The sequence below is a fragment of the Paenibacillus azoreducens genome, from assembly GCF_021654775.1.
Taxonomy (GTDB): domain Bacteria; phylum Bacillota; class Bacilli; order Paenibacillales; family Paenibacillaceae; genus Paenibacillus_AQ; species Paenibacillus_AQ azoreducens.
On sequence record NZ_AP025343.1, the window covers coordinates 5556301 to 5571762 of the forward strand.

Sequence of the window (15462 nt, forward strand, 5' to 3'; positions counted from 1 at the left end):
ACACAACACCTTGTTACTATCTCGCAACTCCCTTACGAATTTCTAATGCGCTGGCCCATTGCAAGGGATCCGTCGCCATATTCCCCCTCCCACATTTCCTTCCGCCCGCCGTCATATAATGGCAAAAATGACTTGCTGCGGAGGTATTCGGGAAAATGGACGATGTGATAAGCAAAATCGATGCGGAAATCCTTCGGTTGACAACAAGCCTTATACGGCAGCAGCAGCCGGACGGGTCTTGGCATTTTTGTTTTGAGAACGGGATCGTTATTGATGCGTATGTGATCATTCTTTTCAGGACTTTGGATATCCGGAATGAGGATTTGATCCGGCGGCTTCATGATCGGATTCTTGCCGCGCAGCAGCCCGATGGCTGCTGGAAATGGTATGCCGATGAAGAAGGAGGAAACTTATCCGCTTCGGTAGAAGCTTATTACGCCCTGCTCTTTTCCGGGTACAGCCATTCCGCGGATGAGCCGATTCAGCTGGCTAAGCGATACATACGCTCCAAAGGCGGGCTTGGAAAAGTCACCAGCATATTAACAAAGGCCCTTCTCGCCGCTACCGGGCAAAGAAAATGGCCAACGTCCATCTCCTCTATTCCGCTGGAAATTCTGCTTTTTCCTGCTTATTTCCCCCTCAACTTTTTTGATTTTTCAGGATATTCAAGAGTTCATCTGACCCCAACGCTGATCATGGCCGACCGGAAATTTTCCATTAAAACAGCCTATACGCCCGATCTATCCGATCTTATTGTCCGCTCCATGGACCAAGAGGAGCTCGACCAACGCCAAAATTTCGATCACCGGGAAAATCAAAAACTTCAGGACAACATCCAGGCAGGCTTAAACCGCCTTATCGGCACTCCTCGTTTTATCCATGAAGCCGCTACTGCCAAGGCAGAGCAGTTCATGCTTTCGCGGATTGAATCGGACGGCTCCCTCTACAGCTATGCCAGCAGCACGATTTTAATGATTTTCGCCCTGCTTGCGTTAGGATATGATCAACAGCACCCCCATATCACGCATGCCATTGAAGCCTTGACCGCTATGCAATGCCGCTCCGATCATCAAACGACGATTCAAAATTCACCCTCTACCATTTGGGACACCGCCCTGCTTGCATATGCGCTGCAAGAAGCCGGGATTGCCGGCAATCATGCGGCCATTCGGCGTGCCGCCGATTACTTGCTAGCCAAACAGCAGCATAAAAAAGCCGATTGGAGCATCCATAATCCGGATACCTTGCCCGGGGGATGGGGATTCTCGGAAACCAATACCATCAATCCTGACGTGGACGATACCACTGCCGCTTTACGTGCAATCAAAAACCTCTCCCATGCCGATCCTTCGTTCCAAGATTCATGGAATCGCGGACTAAACTGGATTCTGTCCATGCAAAATAACGACGGCGGTTGGCCCGCATTCGAAAAAAACACGGATAACAAAATGCTGACCTGGGTCGCCATAGACGGCGCCAAATCGGCTGCCATCGATCCGTCGGGGGCCGATCTCACAGGGCGAACTTTGGAGTATCTGGGAAACTTCGCCGGACTTACGATTCGTCATGACTTCATCAAGCGCGGTACACAATGGCTCATCAGCCATCAGGAGAAGGATGGATCATGGTATGGACGATGGGGAATTTGTTATATCTATGGCACATGGGCCGCAATAACAGGTTTAAGGGCTGCCGGCCTGCCGGCAAACCATAAAACGGTACAAAAAGGGGCCGACTGGCTCCTGAGCATCCAAAATGAGGACGGCGGTTGGGGGGAATCCTGCAGCAGCGACCGGCTTCTGCGTTATATGCCATTAGGGGAAAGCACGCCTTCTCAAACCGCATGGGCGCTCGACGCCCTGATCGCAGTTCAACCGCAGCCAACCGCCGCGATGGATAAAGGAATTCGCAGATTAATCGACTCTGTGGAAGAAAATAAATGGACGGCTGTTTATCCGACCGGCGCCGGCCTGCCAGGCTATTTTTACTCCCACTATCACAGCTACAAATATATTTGGCCGCTTCTGGCATTAAGTCATTACAGGCTGAAATACGGAAGTTAAAAATCTATTTCGATGCTAAAAGTTGAACCAATGATAGTGCGGATAAAGGCATCCGGGTGAAATGTTCTTACGATGGCTGTTGTTCACGGATTTCTTTTATTTAGTTCAACTTTAATGGCTCCTGGCCTTTTATCACATTTCCCCGCGCAGCTCTAATCCGCATCAAGCAGATCGCTTGCTGCGGGGGAATTCAGATTCAAGCCACGGACAATCACGCTATTCCCTGCCACTCCTTCCGTTACAAGATCGACTTCCGACGCACTTGATCGCACGCATCGCCAACTCCAACGCCAAAGGCAATCGAAAAACAGCGCCGCAAGCATGCATATTGCTCGCGGCGCCGCTAATGGTTGCGCGGCTCAAACGTGGCTCAAACGTCTTTCCCCTACGGCTGCCAGTCGACGGCGACCGTCGCCGTGCCGCTTGCGGGTGTCGTAAACGAGTGGTTGGAACCGCCCTCCCATGTGACGGTCGAACCGTTTTTCTTCAGGAATTTGAATTGAATTGTCGTGCCCGCCGGCACGCTGACATCGTAATACCATGTCGGATAAGACTTAATGACGGAGTTGAACATCGGTCCGATGGCGCTGGCCGGCGCCCAATTGCCCAGTTCATTGACGCTGCCCGTCAAATAGACGTTCTCGCCAAGCGTCGTCGTGGCATTGTTCACGATAAAGCGCACACTGACTTGTTCGCCTGTCAACACGTTAAAGTTGCTGATCGTGTTGCTGTCGACCGCCCCGGCCGTGCGTACCTTGACGCCGTATCGGCCTGCCGCAACGTTAGGCACGATCGCCTTGATCTCCGTATCCTCCCACGACACGATGTTCGCGCCGCTTACAGCCGTCGTTCCAAAATAAACCGTTCCGGCCGTGCTGCCGAAGCCAACCCCGTCGATCGTGACCGTCGTGCCCGGCTTTTCCATGAGCGGACCGACGTGGCCGATCACCGGAGCCGTTGCCGCCTTCGTATACGACCAGACGGCGACGCCGCCTGCTTGAAGCGTGAAGGTATTGACCACGCCGCCGCTGCCCACCGTAATGGAGTTTCCGCTGAGAGAGTTCGCCAAGACGTCCGTGTACGTGCCGCTTGGCAGCGACGTATTCAGGCCGGATATGGAGTAGGAGCCGGTCAGATTTTTGTTGATGGCTACCACCGCTACGTTATTGCCGAACTTGCGCTCATATATGTAGACGTCATTGTTGATCCAGCGCTGCTGCGTGCTTCCGTAGGCGATCGCAGGGTTCGACTTGCGCAGCGGAGCAAGCTTGCCGATGACGTTATAAGCCGACGTCGACGTGGAGAACGAGGACATTTTCGCCCGGTTGTTCGGATCGCCGTTGCCTGTCATGTACTGCTCCGTGCCATAATAAATCGCAGGCACGCCGCGGGAAGTAAGCGTCAGCGCCAATGCCTGTTCCAGCTTGCGGCCGTTCGCGCCGGATACTTGGAAGCGGTCCATATCATGGTTGTCCAGGAATGTGACCTGATCGTTCACCGAATAATAATCCGCCGCCGTCGACGACAGCATCGAGTCCAGGCCGTACATCGTATCCGCGCCGTCGCGGAAGACCTGGCGCACCTTCTGGCCGAAACGGAAGTCGAGCAGGCTCATGCCGCTTTCGTTCGCAAAATACGTGTTGTTGGCATCGGTCTCGTTCGTGCCCAGGAACCATTCTCCGAACGTGAATACAGGCTTATAGCTGTAAATGGAGGACATCCAGTTTTTTTGCCAGCCAAACGGCATATGCTTCACCGCATCCACGCGGATGCCGTCGATGCCCATATCCAGCCACATGCGGATGGCGTTCTTGAAATACGTATCGATCGTGCTGTTGTTATGGTTGAGGTCGGCGAGGTCGTACAGATTTTTATAAATGCCGTTCTCTAACGTGGAAAAATCCGTGCCGCCGTTATGGTGGAAATAACCGTTCGTATCGCCCGTATAACCGCTGAGCAGCGTCCCGTTGTCATACAGCTTGCCGTTCTCGCCGAAGGAAGTGTTCGTTTCCATCGCCGGGGACGTGTGGTTCGGCGCGAAGTCGATGACGACTTTGATATTGTGGCTGTGCGCCGCCGAAATCAGGTTGGCGAAATCCGCCATGCTGCCGAACGCCGGGTTCGTCTTCTTGAAATCGCGCGCCCAGTAGCCGTGATAAGCCGTATTGTTTACGCCCGAATAATTGATGACGGAATAAATATTTTCGACGGGCTGCGAAATCCACAATGCCGTAATGCCCATGCCCGTAAAGTAGCCGTCGTTGATTTTATTAATAATACCCTGCCAGTCGCCGCCGCAATACAGCTTCAGGTTCGCGCTGCATGTGCCGTCAAAAGCGGAGCCCGCCGGATTGTTCGCCGGATTGCCGTCCAAAAAACGGTCCGTCACGATCTGGTAAATGACGTCTGTGCTGAAGTTTTGCTTATTGCTGACGGATGTCGCAGGCGATGCTTCAGCAGGCGCAATAGCTCCAAAGGCTACGGTCAGCAATAAAACAATCAAAGCCGGGACTTTCAACCATCTCTTTTTCATTAGTACCCTCCATTATCGAACAGTTTGATATCAAGCGTTCGTACAGGCATGTATGAGTTAGAATGATAGCGTTTTCACAAAACTGCCTTTTCAGCCTTTTCTTGCTTCGCACCTCCTCCTCCAAACTTGAGAAAACATTAACAACAAACAACCCCGGCTTCTCCAAGGGAGCTACCGGGGTTGTTTCAAACCGAAGATCGGCTTAAAAAGCATGGCCCTCAAGTTGGTTTGTCATTGTCTTCCATTCGTATTTTAAACGCAACTTATTTTCGTTGTCAACCATCGAATGGTTCGTTTTCCGTCCCCCGGAAACGGGAAGATTCGCGATGAAGCTTCATGATAAACCTCAAACGCTGAGGCGGGAGGTACTGTATGCATAACCACCATGCCATGATCGCGCCAAGCATTCTCCCAGCGCTCGGATCCGCTCCAAACCTATGTTAATTCCGTTGCCTCGTAATCCGCAGATTTGTTCGAACTTTTTCTCGCCCTGCGCTTATCGCTCATCCATGCAAAAATAATCCCCGGCACAGACATGAAGCTGGCGTAGATGAACGTTTGGCCGAACCCTTTGACGGAAGCTTCCTTCAGCTCCGCTCCTGCGCCTGAAAGCAGCGCCTTCACTTCCTCCATCTGACCCTCGCGCGCAGCGGCAAATGCCTTTTGCTGCCCAGGATCAAGTTTGGCTGCAGCCGTCTCCAAACCTTTTCTGATCTTTCCGGTCAGCGCTTCCCGTTGAACTCCGCTTCCCGATCCTTTCTTCATTTGGCCCCCTTGTTCATTAACCACGCCAACAAGAACCTCTTTGACAAAAGGCATCAGCACCGTATCGCCCTTCACCTGCTCAATGACGCGAGTCTGGGCGGTTTGCATCTCTTCACTTAGATTCTGCTGCAGCAAGGTGACAATAATGGCCACACCCAACACGCTGCCGATGGATTTAGCCATATTGATGACACCCGACGCAATGCCGACTTTCTCTTCCGGCACATGGCGCACGCCGGCGGACATCACAGGAGCCATCGTCAAACCAACGCCGATGCCGGCTATGAATAAGCGGAAAATCACATCGGCAATCGGGGAATCCGCCTCCAGAGCGCTCATGGAATAAAGAGATCCGCAGATCATCAAAGCTCCAATCGCTCCAAACCAGCGGCTGCCGTATTTATTGGATAATCCCCCTGAAACCGCTGAACTGACGATAGATCCAGCAGCCACAGTGGACAAGACCAACCCTGCCTTGAGCTCCGTCATCCCCATTACCCGGGTCAGGAAAAAGGATGTCAGCAAGGCCAGATTGGATAATGCCGCTCCGACGATAAATAACGTCAGTGAAGTCCCGTTAAATTCCTTGATTTTCAACAGCGCTAAAGGAAGCATGGGTTCTTTCGCGCGCCGCTGTACAAGAAAGAATAATGCGGCACATAACACCCCTGCGCCGATCAGCGCGTAAAATTCACCGGAATTCCAGCCGTAATCATTTGCCTTAATAAATGAATAGCTAATCAAAAGCATACCGGCGGTAATCGATAACATGCCGGCGTAATCCACCGATTTGCCTGCGGACTCATCCCGGGATTCTTTAATGAACAGCAGGGTCAGCACAATGCTGAGCACTCCGAGCGGAACGTTCACATAAAAAATCCACTGCCAATTCAGTTTCTCCGTAATAATTCCGCCAAGCGAAGGTCCGCTGGCTGCGGCAAGACCGGCAATCGCTCCCCATAAGCCAATGATCATGCCATGCTTCTCTTTGGGAAAGGTCGTTGTGGTGAGCGGAATGGTGACCGGTACAATAATCGCGCCTGCCAGCCCTTGAATCGTTCTGAATAAGATCAGCATGCCCAGCGATGTGGACAATCCGGCAAACAAGGAAGATACCGTAAACAATATAACGCCCAATATAAAAACTTTCTTGCGGCCAAACTGGTCCGCAAGCCGTGATGCCGTCAGGATCAACGCGGCAAATGCCAGATTGTATCCGTTCATAATCCATGAAATTTCCGAAACTGTCCCGCCAAAATGCCGCGTCATCTCCGGCAGGGCGATATTCACGATGGTCGTATCCAACAGTGCCATAAAATATCCCAGCAAAATGGCCGTAAAGGCCAGCACTCCTTTTGCGCGTCCGTTCATCTTTCACACTCCTCCAAATAATATGAACTAAAGTTCATGTTTTTAATTATATGAACCATAGTTCACATTTGTCAACGAAAATATGAACTTAAGTTCAACTTTCGTTGACAGCCCTTTTGTTCTCCTCTACAATCTTTATTACAAAGGGGGCCATTTGAAGTGACCGAGACTGAGAACGAGACCAAAATCCGAATACCCCGGCAGGAGCGGAGCATCAAAACCAAGGAAGCCATTTTGCAAGCTGCCATGGAGCTTTTTTCCGAAAAAGGTTACCATGGAACCAATACCAAAGAAATTGCTGCCGCGGCAGGCGTATCCACCGGAAGCTTTTATTCGTATTACAAGGATAAACGCGCCGTATTCCTGGATTCGCTCACCATCTACTTCAAAACGCTCCTTGGACGGATCGAAACATATCTTGCCGAAATCAATTTCAGCACCATGGACAAACATGAATTTATTCTGGAGGTCATCGACAGCCTGATTTTCTCCCATCAAGTCTTTACCGAGTTCCACAAAGAGCTGCAGGTGATGTATCATTCCGATCCGGAAGTTCAGGCGCTTATGGACGAGCAGTTTGATCTGGGGCGCCGCAGAACGCTGGAATACCTCCTGATGAACCCCGAGGAATTAAAGGTGGATCATGTCGAGGCAGCTTCCATCATCGTATTTGAAGCCTTAAACAGTGTTGTTGATATGCTCGTTTTCGCGCCGCAAAATGCCGATGCGGATCAGCTAAAAAACGAACTTGCGAAAATGATCGTAAACTATTTGTATAAGTAACCATGACGAAAATAACCCCACAAAGAGTATCGGAAAGAAGTAAGGGCGCCTCTCAGAGAGGGGCGCTTTTGCGGAGCAAAAGTACTGAGCGGGGCTTATGCTTCGATGCTTATTCCAAATACTTTGCGGGGACCCCAAAAAACTTTAAGTTCTATAATCTCAAAAGAAAACGCAGCCTTCATCAGGCTGCGTTTTCTTTCAGGTTCGGCTTAATGTTTAACCGGGCCCTTTGAAAATTTGACTACATGCGTTTTGCCAATAGAACCTCCGACATTCACTTCAATGATCGTAGAATTTTTTGTTTCCGATACTTTAATCGCTTCATCTTGATCCACTATAGTCAATCCCTGTTTATGAAGCTCAATGGTAATTTTGCTTTGCTGCTGCGTCGGGTCCGATACCGCCAGCGATATTTCCCCGTTCACCTCTTTCAGTATTACTGAAGCAGGATTTTGGGCAGAAATGAATCCCGCTTTTCCCGGGGTCCAGAAATTCGCCGCAATGATATCCAAAGCCTTGTGCTCAATGGCTTGCAATTGATCCGTATTGCTGAGAATCTTTATTTTAGGATTTTCACTGTAAGCCTGTGTAGCCTTGGCGTCTTTGCCAGGTAGTAAGATATACGCGTAAGATGCGTTATCCGGCTGATTGCCATGTTCAAATGCAAGGCTTGCATAATTGCGCGTGATCGGCGTCTTGGACTGGCCGCTGTTGATCTCGCTCCACGAACCTGTTCTGGATTCGCGAAGTCCATACAGCGTAGGGGCATCCGGGAAGTAGTAGCCCATGTCGGAACCAGGCACGTTGCCTGCAAGATGGGCCCATTTGACGCCGCTCATCGTGTCCGACCATCCCAGATCGCCCGGCTGCTTGATGCCGTTAACCGTGAGCGCGTTATCGCCCGCCGGATTCAGCTTGCGGTTATCAATAATGGTTTCGACCGGTTTAGGACCGGATGTATTGCTTGAAATGCCGGCTCCCAGCGCGACGATTTCGTTATCAAACATAAACCATGATTTCTTCCCGTGCAGATTGCTTCCTGTTACCTGGGAAAGGGAGAAATCCATGCCTGCCGCGCTGTACAGGTTATCGATCGTCGCTCCTCCGACCCATGATTTCGCATTCATATAAGCTTTCCATTCCCCAGGCACAGCCCCTTCTCCCGAACCGTCCGTCGTTGTGCCTGGTAGGCGGAACGAATTCACTGTCGGCCAGTACCCGTCCCGGTATTGCATAAGGTCGTTATCATACAGATAGGTCATGCCAATCCCTGTATACCAGCCTTTTAAATTTTCATTGTTTCCTTTTTCAAAAGCGGAAATGCGGTTCGAGAACAGACTTAATCCAAAACCGTATCCGTCACGCAGATGAACAACCCGGTCCATGCCGGCAAACACATGGCTTTTGATCAATTCGCCGCGGGGCTGGATGTTAGCATCATTCATTAATTGTTTCACGAGCGTCAACTCGTAGATCGACAAGCCTTTATAGTAGTTTTCATAGGTCGTGTCTTTGCTGATCCATTCCTTGGCCATGCTTTTAATCGATGCCGCCACATCCGCGGGCGCTCCTTCGGCCAGACGGAGCAAAGTGACGATCGTACCTCTGGCGCTGCCGGAACCTTCCCTTGAGATCCCTCTGCCATTCACCATGTCCATATACAGCCCTTTGTAAATCACGGGCTCAAACGTATCTTTTACCCAGTTGTACACATTGTTCACATTCGGATCCGTTACCGGCCACGGCGAACCGTTCAGCAAATACGTCATATCGGCCGCCCGGCTGAGCCATACGGCGCCGTACCCTGCCGTGTAGGCGATATTCGCATGCTGAACAAGCGAGCCATCTTTGTATACTCCGTCTCCATGCGTTGCATAAATGAATTCCGGGCCGATGGAATCCCGCCCTTGCGTGATTTTGGCGCTATTGTTCCCGATGACTCCGCGCATGGTCACGACCAGCGCTTTATCCAATAAATTGGCGCCTGTCATCTTGACGCCTTTCACGCCAAGCACGGTCCCCGTTTTCGGATCCGGGCAAAATGCATCGACAGCCTTCATGTAATTGCCTTTTTGCTGCTGCGTCAGCTGATCATACATAAGAATAACGACATCGTTCAGGATTTGCGGCGTGCCGATTTCCCAATCCCACCAATTTCCGTAGGCGCTTTTATTTTCATTGTACCGGTTGACGTACAGCCAATCCAACCCGCCGATAATCGCATCGCGCAGCTCCGCGTTTTGATAGAAACGGGAGTCTTGCGTGGAATAAGCAACAGCCATCGTTCTTAATCTGCCGTATGCGCTTGAAATTTGGGAAGAATCCGTCGCGCTTTTCAGATCGCTCCATAAGTAAGTCCTGTTGTCCGCCTTATTCAGCAAATCCCAAAAACCGCTGCCCTCATCATTAGCCACGCTTTGATCCAACTGATCGACAGCTGCATGAATGTCCGGGTCCGCTGCTTTGGCTCCATCCCAAGGTCCCCCAGTTAATTTTTGCTGCCATTTTAACCGAAGATCGCGATAAGCCGCAGCCGTTTCCGCCGATTCGACGTTGACCAGGCATTCTGCTTTGACGATGCCATCAGGCGTCGTTACCGTGACCGCTGCCGTCCCTATGCCAACTCCGGACAAATTCCCATCAGCATCCACAGTGACCACATTCGGATCGCTGGAACTCCATACTACACTTTTATCGGCGGCATCAGCCGGCGTGATCGACAGCCCTAATCTTTTGGAATCTCCGATCGCCATGGTTACGGCTTTTTGATCCAGCGCAAGCGCCGTAATCCCGTTATACTCTTCCAGGCTTATATCATCGAACCATACCTTTCCCGTCCCCGTTTCCAGAAACGGTTCTATCACAAGTTTGGTCACGCCGCTCGGAACGGTCATATAAACCTGCTGCAACGTCCAATCGTTTGTGCCAAGCAATTTAGCCGAAACCGGTCCGTCCCCCACTTTGCTTGTATTGTAAAATTGCGTGCGAAAATAAGCTCCCGTGCCGATCACGTTCTCCGTTTTGACCCACATCTTCAACTTATAGGACTTGCCTGCCGCGATCTTGGTGACACTCTGGTTGATGGACACCCTGCTTGTTTGAAACGCATCAAAAGCCATCGACTGCTGTCCGTCATGATACGTAGCCGTATCCAGGTATACTTTTGCAGTTTGATTCGGCGCCTTCCCGCTCCCGGTAGGAATCCATAATCCCCAATTTGCCGGAGCCGGGCTTGTAATCCCGTTCCAGCTCGCATCCGGAGTGGCCGTCGTCTGTTCGAAGCCGCCATTGTTCACCAGGTTTGCCGCCTCAGCCTGAACCTTTTGACTTGATCCTCCCAAATATTCCGATGGAACCATTAAAAATAGCAAACTGACAGCTAACACTGAACTTAATATCCTCACTGCATTCACCCCGCATAATGATGTTCAAAAGCCTATACTATTCCGGGAGGCAGGCCCGCATGACTCAAAATGGAAAGTGCCCCAGCAAATATGGAACCGCTTTCAAATTAATGGGCAAACATCCCTTGACCCTTCATCAATTCACCTCCCTTTTTGAAAAAGTGGATTTTGCAGCCATATTATAAACAGCCGCAGCCAGCACCGACGGGTCATATTTTTACCTGAAACGGGCATTATTTTGACTCCGACGCTACTGCACTTCTTTTTTTAAAAATACATAAACATCGCCTTCATCTTATAAATCTTTAGAATTTTTTGAAGTTTGGTTGCAATCTTTTTAAAATTTGGCGGTTATCTTGGTATCAGGTTCATCCCTGCAGCTTGATTGCAGCGGCACTTACCGGATACCTTACTTCCAAAGGAGATAGCAACAATGACTTCAAAACCAAATTACGGCGGACTGGACCTGCTTAAGTTTTTAGTGGCTTTCCTCGTCATTGCCAACCATACCAGCCCTTTTGTTTCTTTCAGCCCTCAATTGGATTTCCTCTTAAGCGGGGTTCTGACGCGGATTGCCGTGCCGATCTTTTTTATGTCAACCGGATTTTTTTATTTCCGTAAATGGACGGGTGATCCGCTTCGTGATAATAAAGCTCTTTACGGCTATTTGAAAAAAATCGGCAAGTTGTATTTCACCGCAATCCTGATCTATATCCCGCTTAACGTGTATACAGGTTACTTCACCAAAGAATTCACGCTGTATTTCTTGCTCAAAGATATCGTTTTTGACGGAACCTTCTATCATCTTTGGTATTTGCCGGCGCTTATGCTGGGGATTATGGTCACTTCTTTTCTGTACGAAAAAATGCCAATGCCCTTCGTTTTGGCGGCAGCAGCCTCTTTATATATCATTGGATTGCTGGGCGACAGCTACTACGGTTTGGTCGCGGGAACAGGAATTTCGCAAATGTACGATGTCATGTTTCACGTATTTGATTACACGCGCAACGGCTTATTTTATGCGCCTGTTTATCTTGCACTCGGGGCATTGGCGGCCCGAAAACAAACATTCCAAACCAATCCGATCATCAACGGAATTTTGTTCATGGTCTCGCTTGACCTCATGCTGATCGAGGGCATTTTTCTGCATTACGCCGGAATCCCCCGCCATGACAGCATGTATATTTTCGCGCTGCCTGCATCCTATTTTCTGTTCCAATGGGCTTTTTCGTGGAAAGGAAAATCAAACAAACGATTTCGGGAATGGCGGGTATGGATCTATCTTTTGCATCCGATTGCGATCGTGCTCGTTCGCGGGGCGGCAAAAACGGTCCACTTGGAACGGCTCCTCATCATGAACAGCCTGCTTCATTTTGTAACGGTCTGTTTGGTATCGATCGTGATGGCCGCAGCTGCAGCCCGGATATACGGTTTTCCGCTCAAAAAACGATGGCGAAAATCGGCTTCCCCCAAAGAGATTGCGTGAAGACAGCCAAGCCGCTTAGGAATCGGATTCATCAAAGCTTGCGAAACGCGGCCGGTCAATGGACACGCCAAAATCGGCGGTTGGATTCATTCATGGAACCTTCCCATAACCACGGTGTTATAATATTTTCCGTCGGCAAGGACCTTATCGTTTTTTAATATGCCTTCGGTTTCAAAACCGAATCGTTGATACAGCTTAATCGCCTTATCATTGGTTTCCAACACGTTTAAGGTCATTTTTTTAATGCCGCTCGCGTCCGCCCATGCCACCGATGTCCACAGCAGATTTTTCCCGATGCCGTATCCCCAAAACGCTTGTAAAACGCATACGCCAAATTCAACCTTGTGGGAAAATCTGCGCAGGTCGCTGCCTTCACATCTGGAAAACCCGACGAGCCGGCCCTTGGCTTCAGCAACCAGGAACAAGTTTCGCGGATTTGCGGTATCCGATTGAATCAGACGTTCAAATCCCTGAACATCGATAAAGGCCTCGCCTTTTTCCCTGTCCAGATTTTCGGTTTCGCCATCGATTTGCAATCTTAACGCGGACAACTCTTCCGCATCTTGAACCGCTGCCGAACGGACCGAATAATTCAGGCCGCGTACCTCAAATTGCTGCTTATCGATCATCATCGTGTTTCTCCTTTTATTTGTTTTGATAAATAACGGGGATGGCAGCCGGGTGAAACGGGCTCTGTAAATGCCCCAAGCAATAAATTTTACCAAAAAGCAAAAAAACGGCATTTCTGCCGTCTTTTCTAAGGATGGATTGTCAGGGACTCGAACCCTGGACCGCCTGATTAAGAGTCAGATGCTCTACCAACTGAGCTAACAATCCATATTCATTTATTAGAGTCGAGTTTGTCCAAGCATCTGCTATAATGTTCAACATCGTCTCAACGTTTATACTCTATCATAATTAATCTAGTGAATCAAGAGATAAATATTTACCACATATATAATTGTCATGTGAATTATCTAAGAACGCTGTGTGAAATTCCTCTCGGGCGAAAGCCGCCAACTGTTTCCTGCCAAATAAAGTGCTATAATTAAAAAGGGAAGTTTCCAATAAAGTCCAGAACAAGGAAGGAGAAACACTCATGAACATGAAGCAATTGGATCGAATTCGTACGGGAAAAGGTTTCATCGCCGCCTTGGATCAAAGCGGGGGTAGCACGCCGAAAGCTCTGCAGCAGTACGGTATTCCGGAAAGCAGTTATTCCGGCGAAGAAGAGATGTACGCTTTGGTGCATGAGATGAGAACGCGCATTATTAAAAGTCCTGCGTTTGATTCCAGGCATATTTTGGGTGCGATTCTTTTTGAAAACACGATGGATCGTTCCATCGACGGTCAATTGACCGCCGATTATCTCTGGGAGCAAAAAGGCATCGTGCCTTTTCTGAAAGTCGACAAAGGACTCGCCGAGTTGGAGGACGGCGTTCAGCTTATGAAGCCAATCTCCGGACTGGACGATCTTTTGAAACGCGCCAATGAACGCAACATCTTCGGGACGAAAATGCGCTCGGTCATCAAAGAAGCGAATCCTGCCGGAATCAAAAAAGTTGTCGAGCAGCAGTTTGCCATCGGCAAACAAATCGCGGCGGCGGGGCTGGTGCCGATCGTCGAACCGGAAGTGGATATTTACAGCGCGGATAAAACCGCATCGGAAAAACTGTTAAAAGATGAAATCATAGCTCAATTATCGGCCCTTGATCCGGACGTAAAAATTATGCTCAAACTCTCCATTCCGACCGAAGACAACTTCTACAGCGATCTGATGGAGGATCCGCATGTGGTAAGGATCGTGGCTTTATCGGGCGGCTACTCGCAAACGGAAGCCAACGACAAACTGGCGCAAAACCACGGACTGATCGCCAGCTTCTCCCGCGCCTTGTCGGAGGGACTTGCCGCCGGACAATCGGATGAAGACTTTAACGCGAAGCTTTCCAAATCCGTAGAGGCTATTTATGAAGCGTCTATTAAATAAAAAAAGCACTTCTGCTGTTAAATAAAATGATAAAACGACTCCGAGCCTTGTCAATAGGCCGGGGTCGTTTTGGGGTTTACTTGCAAGCATTTCTGTGATTTAGCTACCTTATTTCACCCTAATAACCACGTTTCCTTTTTTATGACCTTTCTCGACATATCGGTGGGCTTCGGGTATTTGCTCCAGCGGATAACAGCGGTCGATGACCGCATGGATTTTCCCTGTTTCCATCAGCTCCTGGAGGAAAATCAGATCCTCCGTAGATACCTTCGCGACTTCCATTCCGACAACGGACACGTAGGTTCCATGCGGCGCCAACGCTTTTTTGCAGTTTGATTTTTTGATTTTCCCTACGGCGTTAAAGACGATATCATAAAGCTCTCCTCTGCTCGTAAAATCCTCTTTCGTATAGTCAATCACCTTATCGGCCCCTAGAGATTTCACTAGTTCGATATTGGCCGAGCTGCACACCGCCGTAACTACCGCCCCGTAATGTTTGGCAAGCTGCACCGCGGAAGTCCCTACCGATCCGGAGGCCCCATAGATGAGCACTTTTTGTCCGGGCTGGATCTTTCCTTTTCTAAGAAAATGCAGCGCTGTCGTTCCGCCAAAAAGAACCGCAGCCGCTTCCTCATCACTCGCATTGGCAGGTTTCATCGCCACCAGTTTATCCGGCAGACACGCATATTCGGCGTACGCTCCCATACGCATTCCGGGAAATGCAAAAACAGGGTCGCCTTTTTTGAATCGCTTGACCTCTTTTCCAACGGCTTCGATTTCTCCGGCCAGTTCCGTGCCGAGAATCTGTTTTCTTGGTTTATTGAAACCTAATATCATCCGCATGAAAAAACGGAGCAACATCGGGGCGTTTAAACCACGAACTCTGCAATCTCCCGATGTAACTGTTGTCGCATGAACCTTGACTAGCACTTCATGATCCTCGGGAACAGGTTTTTCAACCTCTTGAAGCTTCAAAACATCCGGTGCCCCGTATTTTGTGTATACCATCGCTCTCATGGTTTTCCTCTTCCTTCAAAACTTATTTTGCAATGAGTATATACGCAGCACGG

Annotated in this window: 10 protein-coding genes and 1 tRNA gene; 5 read left to right on the forward strand and 6 right to left on the reverse strand. The window is 49.6% G+C overall.

All coding sequences use genetic code 11. From position 1 onward, the window contains the following. Positions 1-155 precede the first annotated feature (155 nt). Positions 156-2063, forward strand: a complete 1908-nt coding sequence (gene shc, locus L6442_RS24640; RefSeq protein ID WP_212976910.1) for a squalene--hopene cyclase — start codon at positions 156-158, stop codon at positions 2061-2063. A gap of 385 nt (positions 2064-2448) precedes the next feature. On the opposite strand, the gene L6442_RS24645 is transcribed toward shc, so the two are convergent. Together L6442_RS24645 and L6442_RS24650 are read right to left on the reverse strand one after the other, a co-directional pair. Next, positions 2449-4596 carry an alpha-amylase family glycosyl hydrolase gene (locus tag L6442_RS24645; protein ID WP_212976911.1) on the reverse strand — a complete coding sequence of 716 codons (2148 nt, stop codon included), beginning with the start codon at positions 4594-4596 and terminating at the stop codon, positions 2449-2451. 435 nt (positions 4597-5031) lie between these two features. After that, entirely contained in the window at positions 5032-6732 is a 1701-nt protein-coding gene (locus L6442_RS24650) for an MFS transporter (protein WP_212976912.1), read from the reverse strand. 159 nt (positions 6733-6891) lie between these two features. Between L6442_RS24650 and L6442_RS24655 the strand changes: the two genes are divergently transcribed. Next, positions 6892-7515: a TetR/AcrR family transcriptional regulator gene (locus tag L6442_RS24655; protein ID WP_237100069.1), complete on the forward strand. Its 624-nt coding sequence runs from the start codon at positions 6892-6894 to the stop codon at positions 7513-7515. Between the two features lie 209 nt (positions 7516-7724). On the opposite strand, the gene L6442_RS24660 is transcribed toward L6442_RS24655, so the two are convergent. Continuing rightward, a complete protein-coding gene (locus L6442_RS24660) occupies positions 7725-10901 on the reverse strand; it encodes a polysaccharide lyase family 8 super-sandwich domain-containing protein (protein WP_212976913.1) in 3177 nt (1058 codons plus the stop codon). 77 nt (positions 10902-10978) lie between these two features. Here L6442_RS24660 and L6442_RS32880 point away from each other — a divergent pair, with 77 nt between their 5' ends. Together L6442_RS32880 and L6442_RS24665 are read left to right on the forward strand one after the other, a co-directional pair. Beyond that, a complete protein-coding gene (locus L6442_RS32880) occupies positions 10979-11104 on the forward strand; it encodes a hypothetical protein (RefSeq protein WP_272880276.1) in 126 nt (41 codons plus the stop codon). Between the two features lie 248 nt (positions 11105-11352). After that, complete coding sequence (locus tag L6442_RS24665; RefSeq protein ID WP_212976914.1) at positions 11353-12405, forward strand: acyltransferase family protein; 1053 nt, start codon at positions 11353-11355, stop codon at positions 12403-12405. Positions 12406-12491: 86 nt separating this feature from the next. Here the strand turns inward: L6442_RS24665 and L6442_RS24670 are convergent, their stop codons facing one another. Further along, a complete protein-coding gene (locus tag L6442_RS24670) occupies positions 12492-13037 on the reverse strand; it encodes a GNAT family N-acetyltransferase (protein WP_212976915.1) in 546 nt (181 codons plus the stop codon). Between the two features lie 132 nt (positions 13038-13169). After that, a tRNA-Lys gene (locus L6442_RS24675) sits at positions 13170-13242 on the reverse strand. Positions 13243-13504: 262 nt separating this feature from the next. On the opposite strand from L6442_RS24675, the gene L6442_RS24680 reads away from it, so the two are divergent. Next, complete coding sequence (locus L6442_RS24680) at positions 13505-14392, forward strand: fructose bisphosphate aldolase (RefSeq protein ID WP_212976916.1); 888 nt, start codon at positions 13505-13507, stop codon at positions 14390-14392. 108 nt (positions 14393-14500) lie between these two features. On the opposite strand, the gene L6442_RS24685 is transcribed toward L6442_RS24680, so the two are convergent. Next, positions 14501-15409, reverse strand: coding sequence for an NAD(P)-dependent alcohol dehydrogenase (locus L6442_RS24685; RefSeq protein WP_194235406.1), 909 nt, complete (start codon positions 15407-15409; stop codon positions 14501-14503). Between the last annotated feature and the right edge of the window lie 53 nt (positions 15410-15462).